Source organism: Pseudomonas sp. LBUM1666, assembly GCF_059695775.1.
Genome location: NZ_CP166789.1, coordinates 4,910,216 through 4,930,636 on the forward strand (window position 1 = coordinate 4,910,216; position 20,421 = coordinate 4,930,636).

Annotated in this window: 23 protein-coding genes and 1 pseudogene; 15 read left to right on the top strand and 9 right to left on the bottom strand. The window is 59.2% G+C overall.

Annotated elements, in window-relative coordinates; translation table 11 throughout:
* Positions 1-78 precede the first annotated feature (78 nt).
* Positions 79-2,223, bottom strand: coding sequence for an ATP-dependent DNA helicase DinG (gene dinG, locus ACA056_RS22520; protein ID WP_497267892.1), 2,145 nt, complete (start codon positions 2,221-2,223; stop codon positions 79-81).
* A gap of 99 nt (positions 2,224-2,322) precedes the next feature.
* On the opposite strand from dinG, the gene ACA056_RS22525 reads away from it, so the two are divergent.
* Complete coding sequence (locus ACA056_RS22525; protein WP_403142595.1) at positions 2,323-2,787, top strand: CopD family protein; 465 nt, start codon at positions 2,323-2,325, stop codon at positions 2,785-2,787.
* A 106-nt stretch (positions 2,788-2,893) separates the two neighbouring features.
* On the opposite strand, the gene ACA056_RS22530 is transcribed toward ACA056_RS22525, so the two are convergent.
* From ACA056_RS22530 to ACA056_RS22545, 4 genes and pseudogenes are all read right to left on the bottom strand, one after another.
* Complete coding sequence (locus tag ACA056_RS22530; RefSeq protein ID WP_497267894.1) at positions 2,894-3,652, bottom strand: collagen-like protein; 759 nt, start codon at positions 3,650-3,652, stop codon at positions 2,894-2,896.
* On the bottom strand, positions 3,645-3,923 hold the full coding sequence (locus tag ACA056_RS22535; protein ID WP_134418797.1) for a DUF1145 domain-containing protein: 279 nt from the start codon (positions 3,921-3,923) through the stop codon (positions 3,645-3,647). Before ACA056_RS22535 ends, ACA056_RS22530 begins: the two co-directional genes overlap by 8 nt.
* 148 nt (positions 3,924-4,071) lie before the next feature.
* Positions 4,072-4,218: pseudogene (locus ACA056_RS22540) on the bottom strand (OmpA family protein); the annotation flags it as partial.
* Between the two features lie 100 nt (positions 4,219-4,318).
* On the bottom strand, positions 4,319-5,014 hold the full coding sequence (locus tag ACA056_RS22545; RefSeq protein ID WP_497267896.1) for a PA1041 family peptidoglycan-binding anchor lipoprotein: 696 nt from the start codon (positions 5,012-5,014) through the stop codon (positions 4,319-4,321).
* A 193-nt stretch (positions 5,015-5,207) separates the two neighbouring features.
* Here ACA056_RS22545 and ACA056_RS22550 point away from each other — a divergent pair, with 193 nt between their 5' ends.
* The 4 genes from ACA056_RS22550 to ACA056_RS22565 are packed head-to-tail and all read left to right on the top strand — an operon-like array spanning position 5,208 to position 6,931.
* Positions 5,208-5,705, top strand: coding sequence for a DUF6231 family protein (locus ACA056_RS22550; protein WP_497267898.1), 498 nt, complete (start codon positions 5,208-5,210; stop codon positions 5,703-5,705).
* 4 nt (positions 5,706-5,709) lie between these two features.
* Positions 5,710-6,186 carry a YchJ family protein gene (locus tag ACA056_RS22555; RefSeq protein ID WP_497267900.1) on the top strand — a complete coding sequence of 159 codons (477 nt, stop codon included), beginning with the start codon at positions 5,710-5,712 and terminating at the stop codon, positions 6,184-6,186.
* Positions 6,187-6,230: 44 nt separating this feature from the next.
* A complete protein-coding gene (locus tag ACA056_RS22560) occupies positions 6,231-6,725 on the top strand; it encodes an LEA/WHy family protein (RefSeq protein ID WP_497267902.1) in 495 nt (164 codons plus the stop codon).
* Positions 6,722-6,931 (top strand): SEC-C metal-binding domain-containing protein, encoded by a 210-nt coding sequence (locus ACA056_RS22565; RefSeq protein ID WP_007906737.1) that lies wholly within the window; start codon positions 6,722-6,724, stop codon positions 6,929-6,931. The genes ACA056_RS22560 and ACA056_RS22565 overlap by 4 nt, the downstream gene beginning before the upstream one ends.
* A 137-nt stretch (positions 6,932-7,068) precedes the next feature.
* On the opposite strand, the gene ACA056_RS22570 is transcribed toward ACA056_RS22565, so the two are convergent.
* Positions 7,069-7,620 (bottom strand): cysteine hydrolase family protein, encoded by a 552-nt coding sequence (locus tag ACA056_RS22570; protein WP_497273586.1) that lies wholly within the window; start codon positions 7,618-7,620, stop codon positions 7,069-7,071.
* A gap of 146 nt (positions 7,621-7,766) precedes the next feature.
* Here ACA056_RS22570 and ACA056_RS22575 point away from each other — a divergent pair, with 146 nt between their 5' ends.
* The 7 genes from ACA056_RS22575 to ACA056_RS22605 all read left to right on the top strand — a co-directional run bounded on the left by ACA056_RS22575 (position 7,767) and on the right by ACA056_RS22605 (position 15,518).
* Positions 7,767-8,411 (top strand): glutathione S-transferase N-terminal domain-containing protein, encoded by a 645-nt coding sequence (locus ACA056_RS22575; protein ID WP_497267904.1) that lies wholly within the window; start codon positions 7,767-7,769, stop codon positions 8,409-8,411.
* Positions 8,412-8,548: 137 nt separating this feature from the next.
* Complete coding sequence (locus ACA056_RS22580; RefSeq protein ID WP_497267906.1) at positions 8,549-10,999, top strand: penicillin acylase family protein; 2,451 nt, start codon at positions 8,549-8,551, stop codon at positions 10,997-10,999.
* A 323-nt stretch (positions 11,000-11,322) separates the two neighbouring features.
* The gene (locus ACA056_RS22585) at positions 11,323-12,105 is read left to right on the top strand and encodes a transporter substrate-binding domain-containing protein (protein WP_497267908.1); all 783 of its coding nucleotides are present in this window, start codon (positions 11,323-11,325) and stop codon (positions 12,103-12,105) included.
* 56 nt (positions 12,106-12,161) lie between these two features.
* Positions 12,162-12,890 (top strand): ABC transporter permease, encoded by a 729-nt coding sequence (locus tag ACA056_RS22590; RefSeq protein ID WP_008153927.1) that lies wholly within the window; start codon positions 12,162-12,164, stop codon positions 12,888-12,890.
* Complete coding sequence (locus ACA056_RS22595) at positions 12,887-13,597, top strand: ABC transporter permease (protein WP_497267911.1); 711 nt, start codon at positions 12,887-12,889, stop codon at positions 13,595-13,597. The genes ACA056_RS22590 and ACA056_RS22595 overlap by 4 nt, the downstream gene beginning before the upstream one ends.
* A gap of 24 nt (positions 13,598-13,621) precedes the next feature.
* Positions 13,622-14,740 carry a succinylglutamate desuccinylase/aspartoacylase family protein gene (locus ACA056_RS22600; protein ID WP_497267913.1) on the top strand — a complete coding sequence of 373 codons (1,119 nt, stop codon included), beginning with the start codon at positions 13,622-13,624 and terminating at the stop codon, positions 14,738-14,740.
* 13 nt (positions 14,741-14,753) lie between these two features.
* Positions 14,754-15,518, top strand: coding sequence for an ABC transporter ATP-binding protein (locus ACA056_RS22605; RefSeq protein ID WP_497267915.1), 765 nt, complete (start codon positions 14,754-14,756; stop codon positions 15,516-15,518).
* Positions 15,519-15,611: 93 nt separating this feature from the next.
* Here the strand turns inward: ACA056_RS22605 and ACA056_RS22610 are convergent, their stop codons facing one another.
* Both ACA056_RS22610 and dcd read right to left on the bottom strand, forming a co-directional pair.
* The gene (locus tag ACA056_RS22610; RefSeq protein ID WP_008153934.1) at positions 15,612-15,821 is read right to left on the bottom strand and encodes a hypothetical protein; all 210 of its coding nucleotides are present in this window, start codon (positions 15,819-15,821) and stop codon (positions 15,612-15,614) included.
* A gap of 106 nt (positions 15,822-15,927) precedes the next feature.
* Positions 15,928-16,494, bottom strand: a complete 567-nt coding sequence (dcd, locus tag ACA056_RS22615; RefSeq protein WP_074874089.1) for a dCTP deaminase — start codon at positions 16,492-16,494, stop codon at positions 15,928-15,930.
* 354 nt (positions 16,495-16,848) lie between these two features.
* On the opposite strand from dcd, the gene ACA056_RS22620 reads away from it, so the two are divergent.
* Positions 16,849-17,058 carry a cold-shock protein gene (locus ACA056_RS22620; protein ID WP_002554837.1) on the top strand — a complete coding sequence of 70 codons (210 nt, stop codon included), beginning with the start codon at positions 16,849-16,851 and terminating at the stop codon, positions 17,056-17,058.
* Positions 17,059-17,167: 109 nt separating this feature from the next.
* Here the strand turns inward: ACA056_RS22620 and ACA056_RS22625 are convergent, their stop codons facing one another.
* Positions 17,168-18,175, bottom strand: coding sequence for a DUF481 domain-containing protein (locus ACA056_RS22625; protein ID WP_497267918.1), 1,008 nt, complete (start codon positions 18,173-18,175; stop codon positions 17,168-17,170).
* 163 nt (positions 18,176-18,338) lie between these two features.
* Here ACA056_RS22625 and ACA056_RS22630 point away from each other — a divergent pair, with 163 nt between their 5' ends.
* Together ACA056_RS22630 and ACA056_RS22635 are read left to right on the top strand one after the other, a co-directional pair.
* Positions 18,339-18,692: an MGMT family protein gene (locus tag ACA056_RS22630; RefSeq protein ID WP_008153938.1), complete on the top strand. Its 354-nt coding sequence runs from the start codon at positions 18,339-18,341 to the stop codon at positions 18,690-18,692.
* A gap of 44 nt (positions 18,693-18,736) precedes the next feature.
* Positions 18,737-20,302, top strand: a complete 1,566-nt coding sequence (locus ACA056_RS22635; protein ID WP_497267920.1) for an AmpG family muropeptide MFS transporter — start codon at positions 18,737-18,739, stop codon at positions 20,300-20,302.
* Positions 20,303-20,421 lie beyond the last annotated feature (119 nt).

Here is a 20,421-nt window from a genome sequence, read left to right on the forward strand (position 1 = left end):
TAACGACCAGCAATGGTCAGTGGAAAAGCGATGGTAGAGAGATAGACAACGCGGTGGGCAAATTTGCCCACCGGTGTATCAGGAAATTTCACGACGGAAGGGTGGCAACGCATTGAGGATTGCCTTGCCGTAACGCTGAGTGACCAGACGTCGATCGAGCAAGGTGATGGTGCCGCGGTCTTCTTCGGTACGCAGCAAGCGACCGCAGGCCTGGACCAGCTTCAGCGAAGCATCCGGCACGGAGATTTCCATGAACGGATTACCACCCCGAGCCTCGATCCACTCGGCCAGGGCCGCTTCGACCGGATCGTCGGGCACTGAGAATGGAATCTTCGCGATCACCACGTGTTCGCAGTACGCACCGGGCAAGTCGACCCCTTCGGCGAAACTCGCCAGGCCGAACAACACGCTGGAATCACCACCATCGACCCGCGCCTTGTGCTTGTTCAGGGTTTCCTGTTTCGACAGGTTGCCTTGAATGAACACTTGCTTGCGCCAGTCGCGGTCGAGGCCGTCGAACACGTCCTGCATCTGTTTGCGCGAGGAGAACAGCACCAGGGTGCCGCGCGAACCTTCCACCAATGCCGGCAAGTCACGGATGATCGCTGCGGTGTGGGCCGGCGCGTCACGCGGATCGGCCTTCAGATCCGGCACTCGCAGCACGCCAGCGTCAGCATGATGAAACGGGCTTGGAACCACCGCGGTCACGGCTTTTTTCGGCAGACCGGCGCGCATGCGGAAGCGATCGAAGGTACCGAGCGCCGTCAGGGTCGCGGAGGTCACCAGAGCGCCGTAGGCCACGTTCCACAAATTGCGACGGAGCATTTCCGCCGCGAGGATCGGGCTGGCGTTGACCTCGATGTCGAACAGCGAGCCGCTTTCGGCCAGGGTCAGCCAGCGGGCCATCGGCGGGTTGTCTTCCGGGTCTTCAGCGGTGAACGCGCCCCACAACTCCCAATTGCCCGAAGAACGGGACAACAGGCTACCGAACAGCGGATACCACTCTTCGGCCTGGTTACTGGCGATGCCAATGTTGACCTCGCCGTCCATGCCTTCCTTGAGCAGTTCGGTCAGTCGGGTGAACAGGTCGGTGAGACGGGCAAAGCCTTTCTTCAGCTCGACGCCCATTTCGCGCATGTGCTCGGGAATAACTCCGCCGACGAAGCGATGACGCGGTCGCTCGCGACCTTCGACGTCTTCGCCGGGCTTGAAATCAGCGACCTGCTCGCAGGCGGTGAACATGAATTGCTGCTGGGTCTTGATCTCCCGTGCCAGTTCCGGCACCTGTTCGATCAACTTGCCCAGATCGCCCGGCAGCGGATGCTGGGCCAGCAATTTGGTGAGGTTCTTGGCGGTGGTTTCCAGCCAGTCGGCGGTGGAACGCAGACGCGTGTAATGGGCGAAATGGCCGATGGCCTTGTCCGGCAGGTGGTGGCCTTCATCGAACACGTAGATGGTGTCGCGCGGGTCCGGCAACACGGCCCCGCCGCCCAGCGCCAGGTCGGCCAGGACCATGTCGTGGTTGGTGACGATCACGTCGACCTTGCCCATGCCTTCGCGGGCCTTGTAGAAGGCGCACTGGCCGAAGTTCGGGCAATGGCGATTGGTGCATTGGCTGTGATCGGTGGTCAGGCGCGCCCAGTCGGCGTCTTCCAGGGCGGTGGACCAACTGTCGCGGTCGCCGTCCCACTTATTGCCGGCGAGTTTCTCGATCATGCTGGTGAACAGCTTCTGACTGGCCTCGTCGATCTCGATCTTGAAACCTTCTTCTTCAAACAGCTGCGCCGTGGCGGTTTGCGCGTGACCTTCCTGGAGCAACATGTCGAGCTTGGACAGGCACATGTAGCGCCCGCGCCCCTTGGCCAGGGCGAAAGTGAAGCTCAGCCCGCTGTTGCGCATCAGGTCGGGCAAATCCTTGTAGACGATCTGTTCTTGCAGGGCCACGGTGGCCGTGGCAATCACCAGGCGTTTGCCGGCGGCCTTGGCCGTGGGGATGGCGGCCAGGCTGTAGGCCACGGTTTTTCCGGTACCGGTGCCGGCTTCCACCGCGACAATCGCGGGGTCGCCACTGCGCCGGCCTTCGTCGTCGGTGTCGATGTCACCGAGGACCTTGGCAATTTCGGCGATCATCAGGCGTTGGCCGTAGCGCGGCTTGAGGCTCTTGGCTTCGAGAAAACGCGTGTAGGCGCCCTGGATCGTGGTTTTGAGTTCGGTGCTGATCATGGATTGTCGGGCGCAAAAAACGCTGGATAAATTTTCAGTGGTTCGGATCGGCGGCTATCATACCGCGCTAATTAATCCCGCGCAGAACGGAGTACCTCAATGACACCTTTTGGCCTTGTTTATACCCTGCATGTCCTGTCCGCCCTGGTGTGGGTGGGCGGCATGTTTTTCGCGTGGATGGTCTTGCGCCCCGCGGCGATGAAGGCTTTGGAAGGCCCTGCCCGTTTGAAGCTGTGGGTAGAAGTGTTTCAAGGTTTTTTCCGCTGGGTCTGGGTCGCGGTGGTGCTGTTGCCGATCAGCGGTGTGGGCATGATTCATTTGCAGTACAGCGGTTTTGAAGCGGCGCCGCGGTATGTGCAGGTGATGATGGGGTTGTACGTGGTGATGACGGCGCTGTTTATCCGGATTCAGGCGTTGTTGTTGCCAGAGTTGCGCACGGCAGTGGCGGCGCAGGACTGGCCGACCGGGGCTGCTACGCTTGGGAAAATTCGCAAGTTGGTGGGGATTAATCTGATTGTCGGGTTGGTGCTGGTGGCGATTGCTGCGGCCCGGCCGATGTTCTAAAAGCATCGCGAGCAAGCTCGCTCCCACAATGGATCAGTGCAATCCCTGTGGGAGCGAGCTTGCTCGCGATAGCGATCGATCTGGCGACCAAAACCTCGGAAATTGCTTACAACCGCTGCACGGTCACCGAACCCGCCGCACCGGCAGACCCCGGCTGACCGTCAGCGCCAGGGCGGCCGCTCTTGCCGCCATCGGCCTTGTAAACGAAACAGCCCTTGGCCTTGCCACCCGCGCCCGGTTTACCGCCAGGCCCGGCCACACCACCGTCACCGCCGGCCACCTGAACCTTGATCAGTTCCGCCGGGTAATCGCGTGGCACTTCCAACCGAACCAGTGCACCCGGAGCGCCGGCCTGACCGTCGCTGCCATCACTGCCGTCGGCACCACGACCGGCCTGGCCCCAGGTACAACCCGGTGCCTGACCGTTGGCCCCATCGAGACCGACGAAACCCGGTGCGCCCGCACCGCCGCGAGCGTCCACCAACAACAGCGGCGCACTCAGTGCCTTGATCTGCAAGTTCAGGTTACGCCCGGAGCGGGCGGCCTTGAGGTAAGTTCCCGGCGCGCCGCGAGCCGTGATCTGGCTGCCTTCCGACAACTGCGCACGGCTGACCTTCAGTTCAAGCGGCTGCTCGCCGGGTACGATGGCGATACGCGCTTCACGACCCAGACGCAATTCACCGACGGATACCTCCGTCACATTCGAGGGGATCAACAACGTGCCGTAGTCGGCCACTTCCAGGCGTTCCAGCTGCAAGGTGCTGGCGGTGTTGGGTAAACGCATCAGCGAGTTGGTTTCGACGCTCACCACCTGGGCGCAGGCCAACGGGCTGATGAGTGCAGCAAGCAGACAGAGTTTACGCATGGGAAGCCTTAGGCGCGGTCGGAGCCGGGATGGTTTGCAGGTGGAAAACGCCGAAAAAGAGGATCTTCAGGCGATCAAGCCAAGGGTGAGCGCGACCTCTGAGGCTGCGGAAACAGAACACCGCCTCAAGAAGATGAAGGCATGCCAGCAGGCTGCCGGCCAGATCGACCAGCAGATGCAGAGGATTGACAAACGGCATGAGCTGATTGACCAGCACCACCAGCCAGAACAGCAGGGTCAACAACTTCCCCAGCCCCCAAAACACGTTCATACGCTCCCCCGTTGAGAATTATTCTTTGCGCGCACAGTACCGGCTTCCACGCGGGATAAGCCAGAGGGCAACGGAAAATTCTTCATGAAGGCCGCCGAACGGCCGCCGGAGCGACTTCAATTGCCATCCGACAGCTCTATCTCGGGGCTCAGCGATTGATGTGCAACTCCACCCGACGGTTTTTGGCCCGTCCTTCTTCCGTTTCGTTATCGGCCACCGGCTGACTTTGACCCTTGCCCTCGCTGGTGAGCTTGTTCGGCGCCAGGCCCTGACTCAACAGGTAGGCCGCGTGTGAGAACACTCATGGTGAAAGCTCCTGTGTTACCGGCCAACGCCGGTTACACAGGAGTAAAGAGCCGCATCCGCGACTGCACAAGCCGCGGAGTACGAGGGGGTTAGCGGTTGATTTTGATTTCCGTGCGACGGTTCATCGAGCGGCCATCAGCGGTTTTGTTATCGGCAACCGGCTGGCTTTCACCGGCACCGGTGACAGAGACGAAGCTGCTGCGTGGTACACCTTGGGAAATCAGGTATTCAACTACCGAGTGCGCACGACGATCCGACAGTTTCTGGTTATAGGTATCGCTGCCCACGCTGTCGGTGTGACCGGTTACAGTCAGTTGGGCGTTAGGCGCTTCCCCCTTCAAGCGAGTGGCGATTTTATCGAGTACCACTTTGTCGGCCGGGGTCAGTGTGGCCTTGTCAAACTGGAAGTGAACATCGCGAATGACGATGACTTCTTCTCTAACCACGGCCGCTTCTTCGACCACTGGCGCAGGCACCGGTGGAGGGCAACCGTCGGCATCGACGCGCACGCCTCTAGGTGTACCCGGGCACTTGTCGCGGCTATCCGGCACGCCATCGCCGTCTTCGTCGCCATCACCGTGAACCCAGCAATAGGCCGCAGCCATGCCGCCGACGAACAGCGCGCCATACCCCGCCCATGCCGAACTCTCGGTCGCGCCGAGACCTGCACCCACGACACCACCGACCGCCGCACAGGTCGGCCAGTCGGTTTTCTGCAAACCTGCGCAACCAGTCAACACACTGGTTAGCAGAACCAAGGGTAATGCTGTGCGAACTATGCTCATCGAGTTTTCTCCTGAGGGGATCGGCTTAGAACCGATTCAGGTAGTAAAGACCCGAGTTTTAATCTCCGCCAGCAATAGGCCATTGCAGTTTTAACCCCGTGTTCACGGCACATCGGCGCTTTTGGGACAAACCACCTCTAGGCCCGGTCCCTTGAGCAGGCTAGTCTTGGCAGAGACTGATTGAGGATCTTCGATGATTGCAGGTATTTCTTCGCGCACGCCCCAGCAGGCGTTGGCCGCTTTGCTTGATCGTTACGCCCCCGCGCGCCTGTTGCTGATTGGCGCCAGCGAGTTCCCCGCGCTTGAGGCCTTCAAGCTGGCGCACCCGGACACTTGTGTGGCCCATGCGGCACCCGGGGTGTTGCCGACCGAGTTGGCGGCGCGCCGGTTTGACCTGGCGCTGGTGGTCGATTGCCTCGAACACTTGCCAAAACGCGAAGGCCTGAACCTGCTTGGCGGGATCCGTAACCTCAACGCCAGTCGCATCGCGGTGCTGGCGGACTTGCCGGCCAGCGGCTGGCAGGAGACCGATTTTTTCTCCCTGGCCCTGCAAGCCAGCGAGCGCTTCCAGCGTGACGATCAAGTGCTGACCCTGTTCACCTATGATCTGCTTGACTACAAACAAGTCCCCGACTGGCTCAACTCACGGTTCTGGGCCAATCCGGAAAACTTCGGGAAATATTGGTGGTAACGCAATGAGTACATCCATTTGCCCCTGCGGTAGCGGCACCCCGCTTGATGCCTGCTGCGGTCATTACCATGCCGGCCATCCGGCGCCTTGTGCCGAAGCTTTGATGCGTTCGCGCTACAGCGCCTACGTACTGGGGCTGATCGATTATCTGGTGGCGACCACCCTGCCCGCACAACAGGCAGTCCTGGATCGGCAGTCCATCAGCGACTGGAGCGCCCAAAGCACCTGGCTGGGCCTTGAAGTGGAAAGCTCCGAGGTCTTGGGCGGTCAGCCGGAACATGCCTTCGTGACCTTTACCGCGCGCTGGCACGACGGCAGCGGTGAACACAGCCACCGCGAGCGCTCGTCGTTCGTGCAGAACGCCGGCCACTGGTACTTCATCGACCCCACCGTACAACTCAAGGCCGGGCGCAACGATGCGTGCCCTTGCGCCAGCGGGCAGAAGTTCAAGAAGTGTTGTGCGGGTTATTTCAGCAGTTGAGGTAATCGCAAGAGGCTAGACTGGGCATCAAAGGGAGTCACTCCATGCTCAGTCAGCGGCGCGTCTTTCAAACCCTCACCCTGCTCCTGTTTCTGGGGCTCGGCGGTTGCGTGTCCTGGTTCGGCGACGATGAACCGGAGCCGCAGGTGCATCTGGTCAAGGTCGAAGTGGTCCAGGCCAAACTGATGCAGCAGCGATTCCTTTTGCACTTTCGCGTCGACAACCCCAACGACAGTGACCTGACGGTGCGGGGCATCGAGTACCGCATTCACTTGGGCGACATGCTGCTGACCGAAGGCGAGCACGAACATTGGTTTACGGTCGGCCCCAAACGCAGTGCCTACTTTAAAGTACCGATCCGCACCAACCTGTGGCCCAAGGTGCGGGATCTGGTGAAACTGCTGAAAAAACCCAAGCAGCCCATCCCCTATCGTCTGGAAGGTGAACTGGAAACCGGTTTATTCATCGCGCACTACGTGCACCTGGCGCGCAATGGCGTGATAATCCCCGCCGATTTAATTCCGGAGCAAAACCGATGACCCAGCAACCCCATGTCCATGGCCCTGACTGCAACCACGATCATGACCATCACGACCACCATGATCACGACCATGGCCATGTCCACGGCCCGAACTGCGGCCACGCCCACCAGGAACCGGTGCGCAACGCCCTGAAAGACGTCGGCCGCAACGACCCTTGCCCCTGCGGCAACGGCAAGAAATTCAAGAAGTGCCACGGCGCTTGATGCTTCGGGCGAATATCTTTTTCGCCTGTTGAATCGCTATCGCGAGCAGGTCGAATCGTCGCACCGTCGCTCCCACATTGGACCGGTGAGTCCCTGTGGGAGCGAGCCTGCTCGCGAAGACGGACGGTTAGTCACCATCAATTCAGGATCTGCACGGTGCTCACGACCGTCGCATACTCGCCCTGCAGATTGCCCAACGACATCGCATGCACTTCCTCGGCTGTATGGGCTTTACCAAAGTAGTCAGCCTTGTCGAACGTAAAGCACGCATCCTCCGCCACCCATGCATCAAACCCAAGATTACCGGCCGTTCGCGCCGTGGATTCCACTGAGTTATTGGTCGCTACGCCGACAATGACCAACTGATCGATCCCCGCCTCTCGCAAACTCGTCTCAAGCCCCGTCGAACAAAACGCATCCGGCACCTGCTTTTGAATAAGCTGCTCACCGGTCTGTGGCTGAAACCGCTCCTGAAATTCCACCCCCGATTGCTGCGGCCAGAACACCGAGTCAGGTGAACGGGACAAGTGTTGCACGTGAATGATCGGTCGCCCGGTTCGACGCCAATGCGCTAGCAAATCGAGGATTCGCTCCTCGGCCTGAAGATTATTTCGGCGACCGAGTTTGGGATGCAGAATGCCTTTTTGTTGATCGATGATGATCAGCACCGCGTTTGTTTTGAGCTCCATACCGGTTTTTCTCATGCGGGGTCATTGAATTTCCTGCACTTCAGCATCACCTCTTCCTACAGGCAAGCTATCGAACGCAAACAGGACGACCTGATGCCGGCGTTTGCTGTCCGCAAGTAACGACATCTTTTGATTTGGAGTACTCCATGATCGACCTGTATTACTGGACCACCCCCAACGGCCACAAAATCTCGATATTCCTGGAAGAAGCCGGCCTGCCCTACAACGTCCACCCGATCAACATCAGCCAGAACGACCAGTTCAAACCCGAATTCCTGAAAATTTCCCCGAACAACAAAATTCCGGCCATCGTTGATCCAGAACCGGCCGATGGCGGTGGGCCGCTGGCACTGTTCGAGTCCGGGGCGATTCTGTTGTACCTGGCAGAGAAAACCGGCAAGTTCTTGCCCAAAGACCTGCGCGGTCGCCAACAAGCGCTGCAATGGTTGTTCTGGCAGATGGGCGGCCTGGGGCCGATGGCCGGTCAGAATCATCACTTCAGTCGGTTCGCGCCGGAGAAAATCCCCTACGCGATCAAGCGCTACATCGACGAGACCGCCCGCCTCTACGGGGTCCTCGACAAACAGCTGGCCGATAAAGACTTCGTCGCCGGCAGCGAATACAGCATTGCCGACATGGCGATCTACCCGTGGATCGTTTCCCACAAGTGGCAGAGCCAGAATCTGGAAGATTTCCCCAATGTGCTGCGCTGGTTCAACCACATCCAGAGCCGTCCGGCGACGGTGAAGGCGTATGCCCTGGTGGCCAAAATCAACCCGCCTAAATCCTGACCCGTTCTCCCGATCGCTCCCACGCAGAGCGTGGGAATGATCATGGAGAAGAAATAACCCCGCCGCCGCTTGCGCGGGCACCTCCTGCTCACTAACGTAGCGCCTTTAATGACGCTACCCCCCGCAGGAGCTTTGCCATGGCCTCGCCAGCCCTTACACATTTTCTTCCCCGGTTCGGCGTTGCCGCAGCAGTGGCCGGTGTTTTGAGCCTGACCGGTTGTCAGACCTGGAACACCCAGGACACCCTCCCGCCGACCACCGGTGTGCAGCCGCTCAAGGGCCTGGCGCAGAACGTTTCGGTACGCCGCAATGCCATGGGCATGCCGTTGATCGAAAGCAACACCTTCCACGACGCGCTGTTCACCCTGGGGTACGTCCACGCCACCGACCGCATCACGCAAATGGTCACCCTGCGCCTGCTGGCCCAGGGCCGTTTGTCGGAGATGTCCGGTTCGGACCTGCTGGACGCTGACCGCTACATGCGCGCCGTCAATCTGAAGAAAAGCGCCGGCGAGCTGTACAAGGCGTCTTCGCCGCGCCTCAAGCGCTTCTTCGAAGTCTATGCCCGCGGCGTTAACGCCTACCTGTTCCGCTATCGCGACAAGCTGCCGGCGGACCTCGCGGCCACCGGCTACAAACCTGAATACTGGAAGCCGGAAGACTCGGCGCTGATTTTCTGCCTGCTGAACTTCAGCCAGTCGGCCAACCTGCCGGAAGAGATTGCTTCGTTGATGCTGGCCCAGACCGTCAGCACCGACAAACTCCCGTGGCTGACGCCGTCTGCTCCCGATGAAAAACTGCCGCTGGCCGAAGCTGAAAAACTTCAGGGCATCAAGCTCAACGGGCAAATCCCGGGCCTGGCCGAGATCAGCAAAGCCACGAGCCAACTGTCCGATCTGAATCTGCTGGGCGCCACCTCGTCGAACAGCTGGGCGATCGGCCCGCAACGTAGCCGCAGCGGCAAAAGCCTGCTGGCCAGCGACAGCCATGGCCCACTGGGCGTGCCATCGTTGTTCAGCTACGTGCAGATTCGCGCGCCGAAGTACCAGGCCTCTGGCGTAACCATTGCCGGTTTGCCGATGGTGCTTGGCGGTTTCAACGGCAAAGTGGCGTGGAGCATGACCACGGTCATGGGCGACAACCAGGACCTGTTCCTGGAAAAAATCAAACGCCAGGGCAATGGTCTTTCCTACGAGGTTGGCGGCAAATGGCAGCCAGCGATCGTGCGTAACGAAACCTACTTCGTCAAAGGCCAGCGGCCGATTCGCGAAGTGGTGTACGAAACCCGCCATGGCCCCCTGCTCAACAGTGCCCAAGGCACGACGCTGGCCAACGGTTTTGGCCTGGCCTTGCAGACGCCGAACTTCACCGATGACAAGACCCTGGACGCGTTTTTCGACCTGTCCCGCGCCCAGACCGTCGAGAAAGCCTCGGACGCCAGCCGCGAAATCCGCGCCATCGCGCTGAACCTAGTATTTGCCGACGCCAGCAATATCGGCTGGCAAGTCACCGGTCGCTTCCCGAACCGTCGCGAAGGCGAAGGCCTGCTGCCGTCGCCGGGCTGGGAAGGTCGTTATGACTGGGATGGTTACGCCGATCCGATGCTCCATCCCTATGACCAGGATCCGGCCCAAGGCTGGCTCGGCACCGCCAACCAGCGAGTCATTCCCCATGGCTACGGCATGCAGTTGTCCAACTCCTGGTCGGCGCCGGAGCGTGGCGAACGCTTGGCCGAACTGGCAGGCGTGGGCAAACACGACACGCGCAGCCTGATCGCCATGCAATACGACCAGACCACCACTTTCGCTGCCAAGCTGAAGAAAATGTTTGAAGCGCCGGGCATGGCCCAGCCGCTCAAGCAGGCCATCGAAGCGTTACCTGTGGCGGATCGTGGCAAGGCTCGCGAGGCGTATACCCGCCTGATGGCCTTCGACGGCAAACTCAGCCCGACCTCCGCTGATGCAGCGATTTACGAATTGTTCTTGCAGCAAAGCACCCAGCAAATCTTCCTCGACGAACTGGGCCCGGAAAGCAGCCCGGCATGGAAAGCCTTTATCGCCAACGGTAAGTTGTCCTACGCGGCCCAGGCCGATCACCTGCTGGGGCGTGAGGACAGTCCGTTCTGGGATGACGCTCGCACACCGCAGAAAGAAGATAAACCGGCGATCCTCGCCCGCAGCCTGGCAGCCGCGATCAGCGCGGGCGACAGCCAGTTGGGCGGCGATCACAAAGCCTGGCAGTGGGGCAAACTGCACCGCTACGAATGGAAAAACGCCAGTGGCCAGACCGTGCGTGGTCCGCTTGCGGCCGGTGGCGACCACACCACGCTGAATACCGCAGCATTCGCCTGGGGTCAGGATTTCAACACCACCCTGGCGCCGGCCATGCGCTTTATCGTCGACTTCGGCCAGGCCGAACCGCTGATGGGGCAGAACGGTACGGGGCAATCCGGTAATCCGGCAAGTCCGAACTACCTCGACAGCATTGATCCTTGGCTGAAGGGGCAATACATGAGCCTGCCGATGCAGCCGCAGAACTTTGACAAGGTGTATGGCAACAAGCGGTTGACTCTTACCCCTGGTAAGTAACCCCATCCCTGTGGGAGCGAGCTTGCTCGCGATGAGGCCATGTCAGACACAATGTTGGTGACTGACATACCGCTATCGTCGGAACGCCGCCCGGAGCAAGCTTGCTCCCACAGGTTTTTGTGGTGATCTGATCCATGTTGGTGCAACCAGACTGCGGCGCCCGTTTTCGTGCACAAATCCCTCCTTGCCATTTCTTGAATCACCTTTTAAAACACTTGTTCGGGACTCTGGTTCGGAAATTGCTACTTTCATAAGGTCTTACGCTTTCCAGTAACAATAATTCTGCGCCATAAGCGCTCATATTGGTTTTTAGGGATTGAATAATGAAAAAAGCATTGCTGACCCTTTCTGCACTGGCGTTGTGCATGGCAGCCGGTTCCGCGCTGGCCAAGGAATACAAGGAATTGCGTTTTGGCGTTGATCCTTCCTACGCCCCGTTTGAGTCAAAAGCGGCTGACGGTAGCCTGGTAGGCTTCGACATCGATCTGGGTAACGCGATCTGCGCCGAGCTGAAGGTCAAGTGCAAATGGGTCGAAAGCGATTTCGACGGCATGATTCCGGGCCTGAAGGCCAATAAATTCGACGGTGTGATCTCTTCGATGACCGTCACCCCGGCCCGCGAAAAAGTCATCGACTTCTCCAACGAGCTGTTCTCCGGTCCAACCGCTTACGTGTCCAAGAAAGGTTCTGGCGTAACCGCAGACGTCGCTTCGCTCAAGGGCAAAACCGTCGGCTACGAACAAGGCACCATCCAGGAAGCCTATGCCAAAGCCGTTCTGGACAAGGCGGGCGTGAAAACCCAGGCCTATCAGAACCAGGATCAGGTGTATTCCGACCTGACTTCCGGTCGTCTCGACGCCGGCATCCAGGACATGCTGCAAGCCGAACTGGGCTTTTTGAAGTCGCCAAAAGGCGAGGGCTACGAAGTCAGCAAGCCGGTGGACAGCGAATTGCTGCCAGCCAAAACAGCTATCGGTATCTCTAAAGGTAACAAAGACCTCAAAGACCTTTTGAATAAAGGTATCAAAGCGTTACACGACGATGGCACCTACGCCACCATTCAGAAGAAACACTTTGGCGATCTGAATCTGTACAGCGGCAAATAATGCCCGGCGCCCATCTTGCGATGGGCGCTTTTTTCACCCGATCAGGTTGCTGATTTATGTTCGAAAACCTACTACAAAACCTGGGGCTCTCAGCCTTCAGCCTCCAGGGCTTCGGTCCGTTGCTGATGGAAGGCACCTGGATGACCATCAAATTGTCGGTGTTGTCGCTGTTGGTGGCCGTTTTGCTCGGGCTGCTCGGCGCCAGTGCCAAGCTGTCAAAAGTCAAACTGGTGCGCGTACCGGCCCAGCTCTACACCACGCTGATTCGTGGTGTGCCGGACCTGGTGCTGATGCTGTTGATCTTCTACAGCCTGCAAACCTGGCTGACGTCGTTTACCGATTTCATGGAATGGGAATACATCGAGATCAACCCGTTCAGCGCCGGGGTCATCACCCTGGGCTTCATTTATGGCGCGTATTTCACCGAAACCTTCCGTGGCGCGATTCTCGCGGTGCCACGGGGCCAGGTCGAAGCGGCGACTGCGTATGGCCTCAAACGCGGCCAGCGTTTCTGGATCGTGGTGTTCCCGCAGATGATGCGTTTTGCCCTGCCGGGTATCGGTAACAACTGGATGGTGATGCTCAAGGCCACCGCACTGGTCTCGATCATCGGCCTCGCCGACCTGGTCAAGGCGGCGCAGGATGCCGGTAAAAGCACTTATCAGCTGTTCTACTTCCTGGTGCTTGCAGCGTTGATTTACCTGCTGATCACCAGCGCCTCCAACTTCGTCCTGCGCTGGCTCGAACGCCGTTACGCCGCCGGTTCCCGGGAGGCCGTACGATGATCGAGCTCTTGCAGGAATACTGGAAACCCTTCCTTTATACCGACGGCTACAACATCACCGGCCTGGCCATGACCATGTGGCTGCTCAGTGCGTCGATCTTCATCGGTTTCCTGGTGTCGATCCCGCTGTCCATCGCCCGGGTTTCGCCGCATTTCTACATCCGCTGGCCGGTTCAGTTCTTCACCTATCTGTTCCGGGGTACGCCTCTCTATATTCAGTTGCTGATCTGCTACACCGGGATTTACAGTCTGGCCGCCGTGCGCGCCCAACCTGTACTGGATGCGTTCTTTCGCGATGCGATGAACTGCACGATCCTGGCCTTCGCCCTGAACACCTGCGCCTACACCACGGAGATTTTCGCCGGGGCGATTCGCAGCATGGCGCATGGTGAAGTCGAAGCGGCCAAGGCTTACGGTCTGACAGGCTGGAAGCTTTATGCCTACGTGATCATGCCTTCGGCCCTGCGTCGTTCGTTGCCTTATTACAGCAACGAAGTGATTTTGATGCTGCACTCGACCACCGTGGCATTCACCGCGACCATCCCGGACATCTTGAAAGTCGCGCGGGACGCCAACTCGGCGACCTTCCTGACCTTCCAGTCGTTCGGCATCGCTGCGCTGATCTACCTGACCGTTACCTTTGCGCTGGTCGGCCTGTTCCGCCTCGCCGAACGCCGATGGCTAGCCTTCCTCGGGCCGACCCACTAGGACCCGCTTTAGGGATAAAGAGACATGCGCCACCAGATTCATGACCTGCTGGCCCCGCTGCCGGGGACCGCTCGACAGATTCACAGCTTTCACTTCGGCCCATCATCGGCCAAAGGCAAGATCTACATTCAGTCATCCCTGCATGCCGACGAAATGCCCGGCATGCTGGTTGCCTGGCACCTCAAGCAACGTCTGGCGGAACTCGAAGCCGCCGGCCGTCTGCGCAGCGAAATCGTGCTGGTGCCGGTGGCCAACCCGGTCGGCCTCGAACAAGTGCTGATGGATGTGCCGCTGGGTCGTTACGATCTCGAAAGCGGGCAGAACTTCAATCGCTGGTTCGTCGATCTGAGCGAAGCCGTTGGCAACGAGATCGAAGGCCTGCTCGGCGACGATCCGCAGCACAACCTCGAACTGATTCGCCGCAGCCTGCGCAATGCCCTCGCCAAACAGACTGCCAGCACGCAACTGCAATCCCAGCGCCTGGCACTGCAACGGCTGGCCTGCGATGCCGACATGGTGCTGGACCTGCATTGCGATTTCGAAGCGGTCACCCACCTTTACACCACGCCCGAGGCCTGGCCGCAGGTCGAGCCGTTGGCGCGGTACATCGGTGCCGAAGCCAGCCTGCTGGCTACCGACTCCGGCGGTCAGTCGTTCGATGAATGCTTCACCCTGCTCTGGTGGCAGTTGAAGGAACGCTTCGGCGAACACTTCGATATTCCGCTGGGCAGTTTTTCTGTCACCGTCGAATTGCGCGGCCAGGGTGACGTCAATCACCCGTTGGCCAGCCTCGATTGCCAGGCGCTGATCAATTACCTGATTCAGTTCGGCGCCATCGCTGGCGAACCCGCTTCGCTGCCTGAACTGCCCTACCCGGCTACGCCGCTGGCGGGTGTTGAACCGGTGGCAACACCGGTCGGCGGGCTGCTGGTGTTCACCGCGCTACCAGGGGAATACCTCGAAGCCGGGCAACTGATCGCTGAAATCATCGACCCGATCCTTGACCGCGTCACCCCCGTTCATTGCACCGTCGCCGGGTTGATGTACGCCCGCTCGCTACGGCGCATGGCCACTGCCGGCATGGTGATCGCCCACATTGCGGGCACCGAAGCCTATCGCAGCGGCTACCTACTTTCGCCTTGAGGATGCATGCCCCATGTACAAACTGACCATTGAAGGCCTGCATAAAAGCTATGGCGATCATGAAGTACTCAAAGGCGTTTCGCTCAAGGCCAACACCGGCGACGTCATCAGCCTGATCGGCGCCAGCGGCTCGGGCAAAAGCACCTTCCTGCGTTGCATCAACTTTCTTGAGCAGCCGAACGACGGCGCCATGAGCCTGGATGGCCAGAACATCCGCATGATCAAGGATCGCCACGGCATGCACGTGGCCGATGCCGACGAACTGCAAAAGATCCGCACGCGCCTGGCCATGGTGTTCCAGCACTTCAACCTATGGAGCCACATGACGGTGCTGGAAAACATCACCATGGCCCCGCGCCGGGTGTTGGGTTGCAGCAAGCAGGAAGCCGAAGACCGCGCCCGACGCTATCTCGACAAGGTGGGCCTGGCCTCCCGCGTGGCGGATCAATACCCGGCGTTTCTTTCCGGTGGCCAGCAGCAACGGGTCGCCATCGCTCGGGCGTTGGCCATGGAACCAGAAGTCATGCTGTTCGACGAACCCACCTCGGCCCTCGATCCCGAACTGGTGGGTGAGGTGCTCAGGGTGATCCAGGGTCTGGCCGAGGAAGGCCGGACCATGATCATGGTGACCCACGAAATGAGCTTCGCCCGCAAGGTCTCGAGTCAGGTGTTGTTCCTGCACCAAGGGCTGGTCGAGGAAGAAGGTGCGCCTGACGACGTGTTGGGCAATCCGAAAAGTGAGCGGTTGAAGCAGTTCCTGAGCGGCAACCTGAAATAGCCTCACTTCCGACCTCTGTAACGAAATATGGCCAGTCAGCTGAAATCTTTGAAGACATCAGCTGACTGGCCATTCGTTTTTCGCAGGCGGCGATCAAGCAACGGGCGCGGGAGGCGGCTCATCCGGCAGTGTAGGTTCACCGGGCTCGGTGGGTTGTTCGTTGGGGGTATCGGGATCAGGCTGACCGGGGATGCCCCCTGCCATGTTGATAGGTGGATGTGCCAACAAGGACCAGGCCAAAACGCCAACCTGATTGGGCTCAAGCCTTGCCAGTTCGGCACTTATTCGCGGATCGATCTTCATAGGGCACTCCTGAGCGATGGCCCCGTCCGCGTTGCGCGAACCGGGCAGTACACCCAATAGAGTGTCTACCCGCTCAAGAATTCCCACGACTTGCCAGACGAACGGATCAGGTGCGTGGCAGGGTGACGCCGCGCTGACCCTGATACTTGCCGCCACGGTCCTTGTAGGACACTTCGCACTCTTCGTCGGATTCGAAGAACAGCATCTGAGCTACACCTTCGTTGGCATAGATTTTTGCCGGCAGCGTGGTGGTGTTGGAGAACTCCAGGGTCACGTGGCCTTCCCACTCGGGCTCGAGCGGCGTCACGTTGACGATAATGCCGCAACGCGCGTAGGTGCTTTTACCCAGGCAGATCGTCAGCACATTGCGCGGAATACGGAAGAATTCCACTGTGCGTGCCAAGGCAAAGGAGTTCGGCGGGATGATGCAGACATCGCTCTTGACGTCGACGAAGCTCTTCTCGTCGAAGTTCTTCGGATCAACGGTCGCCGAATTGATGTTGGTGAACACTTTGAATTCATCGGCGCAGCGTACGTCGTAGCCATAGCTCGACACGCCGTAGGAAATCACTCGGTCGGCGCCTTCGCCGCGCATCTGGCGCTCTACGAAGGGCTCGATCATGCCGTGCTCTTGCGCCATGCGGCGAATCCACTTGTCCGATTTGATGCTCATGGCGGGTGTCCTGAATAGCGAGGTGGAAAAAATCTGTCCGGCATCTTACCGGGCGCGCGCTTCGGGTTCAAAGTCCGGGTCACAAATCTTGCCGATCCCCCGTAATTTCCGGCCCTTGCGGGTAAACCGGCGGACCGTCAGTCATGAAAACAGAGAAACCTTCACAGGAAGCATTGGCACGTTCCGGAAAAAGGGTTAAGGTGGCGCCACTGTGCTGCTTGTGTCACTGAGAATCTCTACACGATATGTTGAATTTCGATCCAACCATCTACAAGAATTTTTCCTGCTCTTTGCACTCAGTCTCGGCCAGGGTTCTTCCTGCGTCGCAGTTATCTTTGTTCAAGGAGTTACACCATGTCTAATCGCCAAACTGGTACCGTTAAGTGGTTCAACGATGAAAAAGGCTTCGGCTTCATCACTCCACAATCCGGTGACGACCTGTTCGTTCACTTCAAAGCTATCCAATCCGACGGCTTCAAAAGCCTGAAAGAAGGCCAACAGGTTTCTTTCATCGCTACCCGCGGTCAGAAAGGCATGCAAGCTGAAGAAGTTCAAGTTATCTAACTTGTACTTGCTTTAGTAAAAAGCCCCGCCCTCAAAAGCGGGGCTTTTTTGTGCCCGTCTGTTTTGCAGGCAAAAAAAATCGCAGCCCATGGCTGCGATTTTTTGCGTCTTACCAAGTCACGCCAAACCCCGCGGTGTAACGGGTCTTGTCCAAATCAGCATCGTCGGTGCCGCTAATGATGTCTCTTTCGGCCTTCAGATTAAGCGATGCCCAATCGGTCACTTTGTAGCGCAAGCCCATTTCGGCATCGAGCGCGTAATCCGCTACGCCCGACAACGGCTTGCCCACTTCGCCGTTCGTGAAGAACTCCACCTTCTTACCGATCAGGTAGCGGTTGTAGTCCCACTTCATCGCCAGGGAATAGAAGTTTTCTTTGCTGCCGTCAGCGAACTCATAGTCCGTGCGGTTGACCAGCGAACCCAGGGAAAATGCGCCCAGTTCGTCGTCCCAGAATTGATAGCCGGGGCCGGTACCGACTGTACGCTGGCGGGACAGGTTTTCGACCTTGTCGCGCTTATAGACAGCGCGCCCTTGCCAGAACCATTTTTCGGTCAGGAAGCGGTCGAGCGAGTATTCGCCCCGCCAGTTGTCGGTAGTGACCACGTCATCCTGAAATTCGCGGTTGTACTCGCCTTCTGCGGTGTGTCGCCATCTGCCATGACGCGCACTAGTCTTGAAGTCGATATCGTAATCATCGGTGTCATTCTCGGCCCGCTGATAATCCAGCGCTGCATCGACATTACCCTTCCATACCAAATCCTCGACGACAGGCTTGGGCTTGAGAATCTGCTGGATACTTGCCAGCTCCACAGTCTTGGGCGTCTCGCCGTTGGCCAGGGTGACCTTGCCGTCTTCTGCCGCATGCAGCGCCTTGGCCTTTTCACCGGTGTAGGCATCCTGCTTGACCAGCAACTGCTGATCGCTTTCCAGGGTTTTGACCTGCTTCCAGTCGATCGGGACGGCACCGGCGTATTCGGTCTGGATCAACAGTTTGCCGCCATCGAAAACGGTGATCTTGCCGCTCAGCTTGTCACCGTTCTTCAACCAGACGGTATCGGCGAGCAAGGGCGTAGAGGCGCTGACAACAGCGAGGCACAGCAGGGTTCTGGACAACATAAGCAAATACAGGCTCAAGTTAGCGAAAAAAAGTCGGCATTATCCATACGAATAAGACCCTAGCAAGGACTGACCCGACTATTTCTATTGAGTTCATTTCTCAATAGGTGATCCAGGATTTACTCTACAGACGGTAAGGCGAACTTTTTCAGGAACTGCCGACGTGACCGACTCAACCACTGAAACCGATAGTCCGGCGCAAATCCGACGCACGGCGCTGTACCTGACACTGGCGCAAGTCCCAGAGGGCAAAGTCGTGAGTTACGGTCAACTCGCCGAGTTGGCGGGACTGGGCCGCGCCGCCCGCTTCGTCGGGCGGACACTGAGCCAACTGCCGGGCGACAGCAAATTACCCTGGCACCGCGTGCTCGGCGCCGGCGGGCGTATCAGCCTGCCTGCAGGCAGCCCTTCGGGGGATGAACAACGCGCGCGTTTGCGCATGGAGGGCATCAGTATCCTGAACAATCGTGTTGATATTCAGCGCCATGGCTGGCGCCCGGTAGAGCACAGCGGTTAGAGTGCGCGCTTTGTTTCCGTATTTCTTGAGGCAGACTCCAGCCCATGCCCCGTAAAACCTGGCGCGCCGCGCTCGCCGCCTATGCCAGCCCCTCGACGCTTGTACTGTTGCTGCTTGGTTTCGCCGCCGGCCTGCCCTACATGCTGGTGTTTTCGACACTTTCGGTCTGGCTGCGCGAAGCCGGCGTAGCTCGCGAAACCATTGGCTATGCAAGCCTGATCGGCCTGGCCTACGCCTTTAAATGGGTCTGGTCACCGCTGCTCGACCAATGGCGCCTGCCATTTCTCGGCAAGCTCGGTCGCCGACGTTCCTGGCTGGTGCTTTCCCAGGCACTGGTCATTCTCGGCCTGATCGGGATGGGTTTCTGCGACCCGCAAAAGCATTTGTCCTGGCTGATCGCTATTGCTGTGGTTGTCGCCTTCGCTTCGGCGACGCAAGACATCGCGGTCGACGCCTATCGCCTGGAAATCGCCGACGACACCCGCCAGGCCGCCCTCGCCGCCAGTTACATGTCCGGTTATCGGATCGCCGCGCTGCTGGCCACCGCCGGCGCCCTGTTCTTCGCTGAAGGTTTCGGTTCCACCGGTTTCAACTATAAGCATTCGGCATGGGCCGGCACCTACATCCTGTTCGGTGCCTTGATGGTTCCGGCGCTGCTGACCTCCTTTTTCATGCGCGAACCGCCGGTGCCGCTGCGCACGCAGCTTCAGGCCGGGCGCTACAGCTTTGTGCATCAACTGGCATCGGTGTTTGTGCTGATCGTGCTGCTGGTTTCCGTGCCGGCCATGTTCACTCAGTTGTACAACACCGATTTCGCCAGCGTGTTGTTCGAAGGCGTGAGCGTGCTCGACCTGCTGCTCGAAGACCGCGCGTTCCTGCGGGCAATTCTCTACACCACGCTCACCGCAATGTGCCTGTCGGCCATTGGCCGCCGTGGCCTGGCGCCGGTGCTGACGCCGATAAACGACTTCATTCTGCGCTACCGCTGGCAAGCGTTTCTGTTGCTCGGTCTGATCGCCACCTATCGGATGTCCGATACGGTCATGGGCGTGATGGCCAACGTGTTCTACATCGACCAGGGCTTTACCAAGGATCAGATTGCCAGCGTCAGCAAAGTCTTTGGCCTGATCATGACCCTGGTCGGCGCCGGCATGGGCGGCCTGCTGATTGTGCGCTTTGGCATCTTGCCGATTCTGCTCATCGGCGGCATCTCATCAGCCGGCACCAACCTGCTGTTCCTGATGCTCGCCGACATGGGCGCCAACCTGAACATGCTGATCCTCACCATTTCCCTGGATAACTTCAGTTCGGGCCTGGCGACCTCGGCGTTTGTCGCCTACCTGTCGAGCCTGACCAACTTGAAGTTCTCCGCGACCCAGTACGCCCTGCTCAGCTCGATCATGCTCTTGCTGCCACGCCTGATCGGCGGCTACTCGGGGGTCATGGTGGAGAAATTCGGTTATCACGACTTCTTCCTGATCACCGCCCTGCTCGGCGTGCCGACGCTGCTCTTGATCGCGTTGCACTGGTTCCAGGAGAGCCGCCGCGAAGGCCCGACGCCAACGCCGACGCCAGAACCGGTTCCGACCCAGGTCGCAGAAGAGTCATAGGTTCTTTACGCAGGAAGCAGCCCGGAGGGCGCGGGATTCCCGCCCTCGCGCCACCCCGCCGACCGCACGCCTGTACGCCAGCAGATCTCGCCCGTACAATGCTCCGTCATTTCTCGTCA

Coding starts and splice junctions, on each gene's coding strand:
- ACA056_RS22610 (WP_008153934.1), bottom strand. CDS start 15,821: ATGAAGATCGATCCGCGAATAAGTGCCGAACTGGCAAGGCTTGAGCCC.
- ACA056_RS22625 (WP_497267918.1), bottom strand. CDS start 18,175: ATGTTGTCCAGAACCCTGCTGTGCCTCGCTGTTGTCAGCGCCTCTACG.
- ACA056_RS22550 (WP_497267898.1), top strand. CDS start 5,208: ATGATTGCAGGTATTTCTTCGCGCACGCCCCAGCAGGCGTTGGCCGCT.
- ACA056_RS22545 (WP_497267896.1), bottom strand. CDS start 5,014: ATGAGCATAGTTCGCACAGCATTACCCTTGGTTCTGCTAACCAGTGTG.
- ACA056_RS22570 (WP_497273586.1), bottom strand. CDS start 7,620: ATGGAGCTCAAAACAAACGCGGTGCTGATCATCATCGATCAACAAAAA.
- ACA056_RS22635 (WP_497267920.1), top strand. CDS start 18,737: ATGCCCCGTAAAACCTGGCGCGCCGCGCTCGCCGCCTATGCCAGCCCC.
- dinG (WP_497267892.1), bottom strand. CDS start 2,223: ATGATCAGCACCGAACTCAAAACCACGATCCAGGGCGCCTACACGCGT.
- ACA056_RS22605 (WP_497267915.1), top strand. CDS start 14,754: ATGTACAAACTGACCATTGAAGGCCTGCATAAAAGCTATGGCGATCAT.
- ACA056_RS22535 (WP_134418797.1), bottom strand. CDS start 3,923: ATGAACGTGTTTTGGGGGCTGGGGAAGTTGTTGACCCTGCTGTTCTGG.
- ACA056_RS22580 (WP_497267906.1), top strand. CDS start 8,549: ATGGCCTCGCCAGCCCTTACACATTTTCTTCCCCGGTTCGGCGTTGCC.
- ACA056_RS22565 (WP_007906737.1), top strand. CDS start 6,722: ATGACCCAGCAACCCCATGTCCATGGCCCTGACTGCAACCACGATCAT.
- ACA056_RS22555 (WP_497267900.1), top strand. CDS start 5,710: ATGAGTACATCCATTTGCCCCTGCGGTAGCGGCACCCCGCTTGATGCC.
- dcd (WP_074874089.1), bottom strand. CDS start 16,494: ATGAGCATCAAATCGGACAAGTGGATTCGCCGCATGGCGCAAGAGCAC.
- ACA056_RS22530 (WP_497267894.1), bottom strand. CDS start 3,652: ATGCGTAAACTCTGTCTGCTTGCTGCACTCATCAGCCCGTTGGCCTGC.
- ACA056_RS22620 (WP_002554837.1), top strand. CDS start 16,849: ATGTCTAATCGCCAAACTGGTACCGTTAAGTGGTTCAACGATGAAAAA.
- ACA056_RS22525 (WP_403142595.1), top strand. CDS start 2,323: ATGACACCTTTTGGCCTTGTTTATACCCTGCATGTCCTGTCCGCCCTG.
- ACA056_RS22590 (WP_008153927.1), top strand. CDS start 12,162: ATGTTCGAAAACCTACTACAAAACCTGGGGCTCTCAGCCTTCAGCCTC.
- ACA056_RS22585 (WP_497267908.1), top strand. CDS start 11,323: ATGAAAAAAGCATTGCTGACCCTTTCTGCACTGGCGTTGTGCATGGCA.
- ACA056_RS22595 (WP_497267911.1), top strand. CDS start 12,887: ATGATCGAGCTCTTGCAGGAATACTGGAAACCCTTCCTTTATACCGAC.
- ACA056_RS22600 (WP_497267913.1), top strand. CDS start 13,622: ATGCGCCACCAGATTCATGACCTGCTGGCCCCGCTGCCGGGGACCGCT.
- ACA056_RS22575 (WP_497267904.1), top strand. CDS start 7,767: ATGATCGACCTGTATTACTGGACCACCCCCAACGGCCACAAAATCTCG.
- ACA056_RS22560 (WP_497267902.1), top strand. CDS start 6,231: ATGCTCAGTCAGCGGCGCGTCTTTCAAACCCTCACCCTGCTCCTGTTT.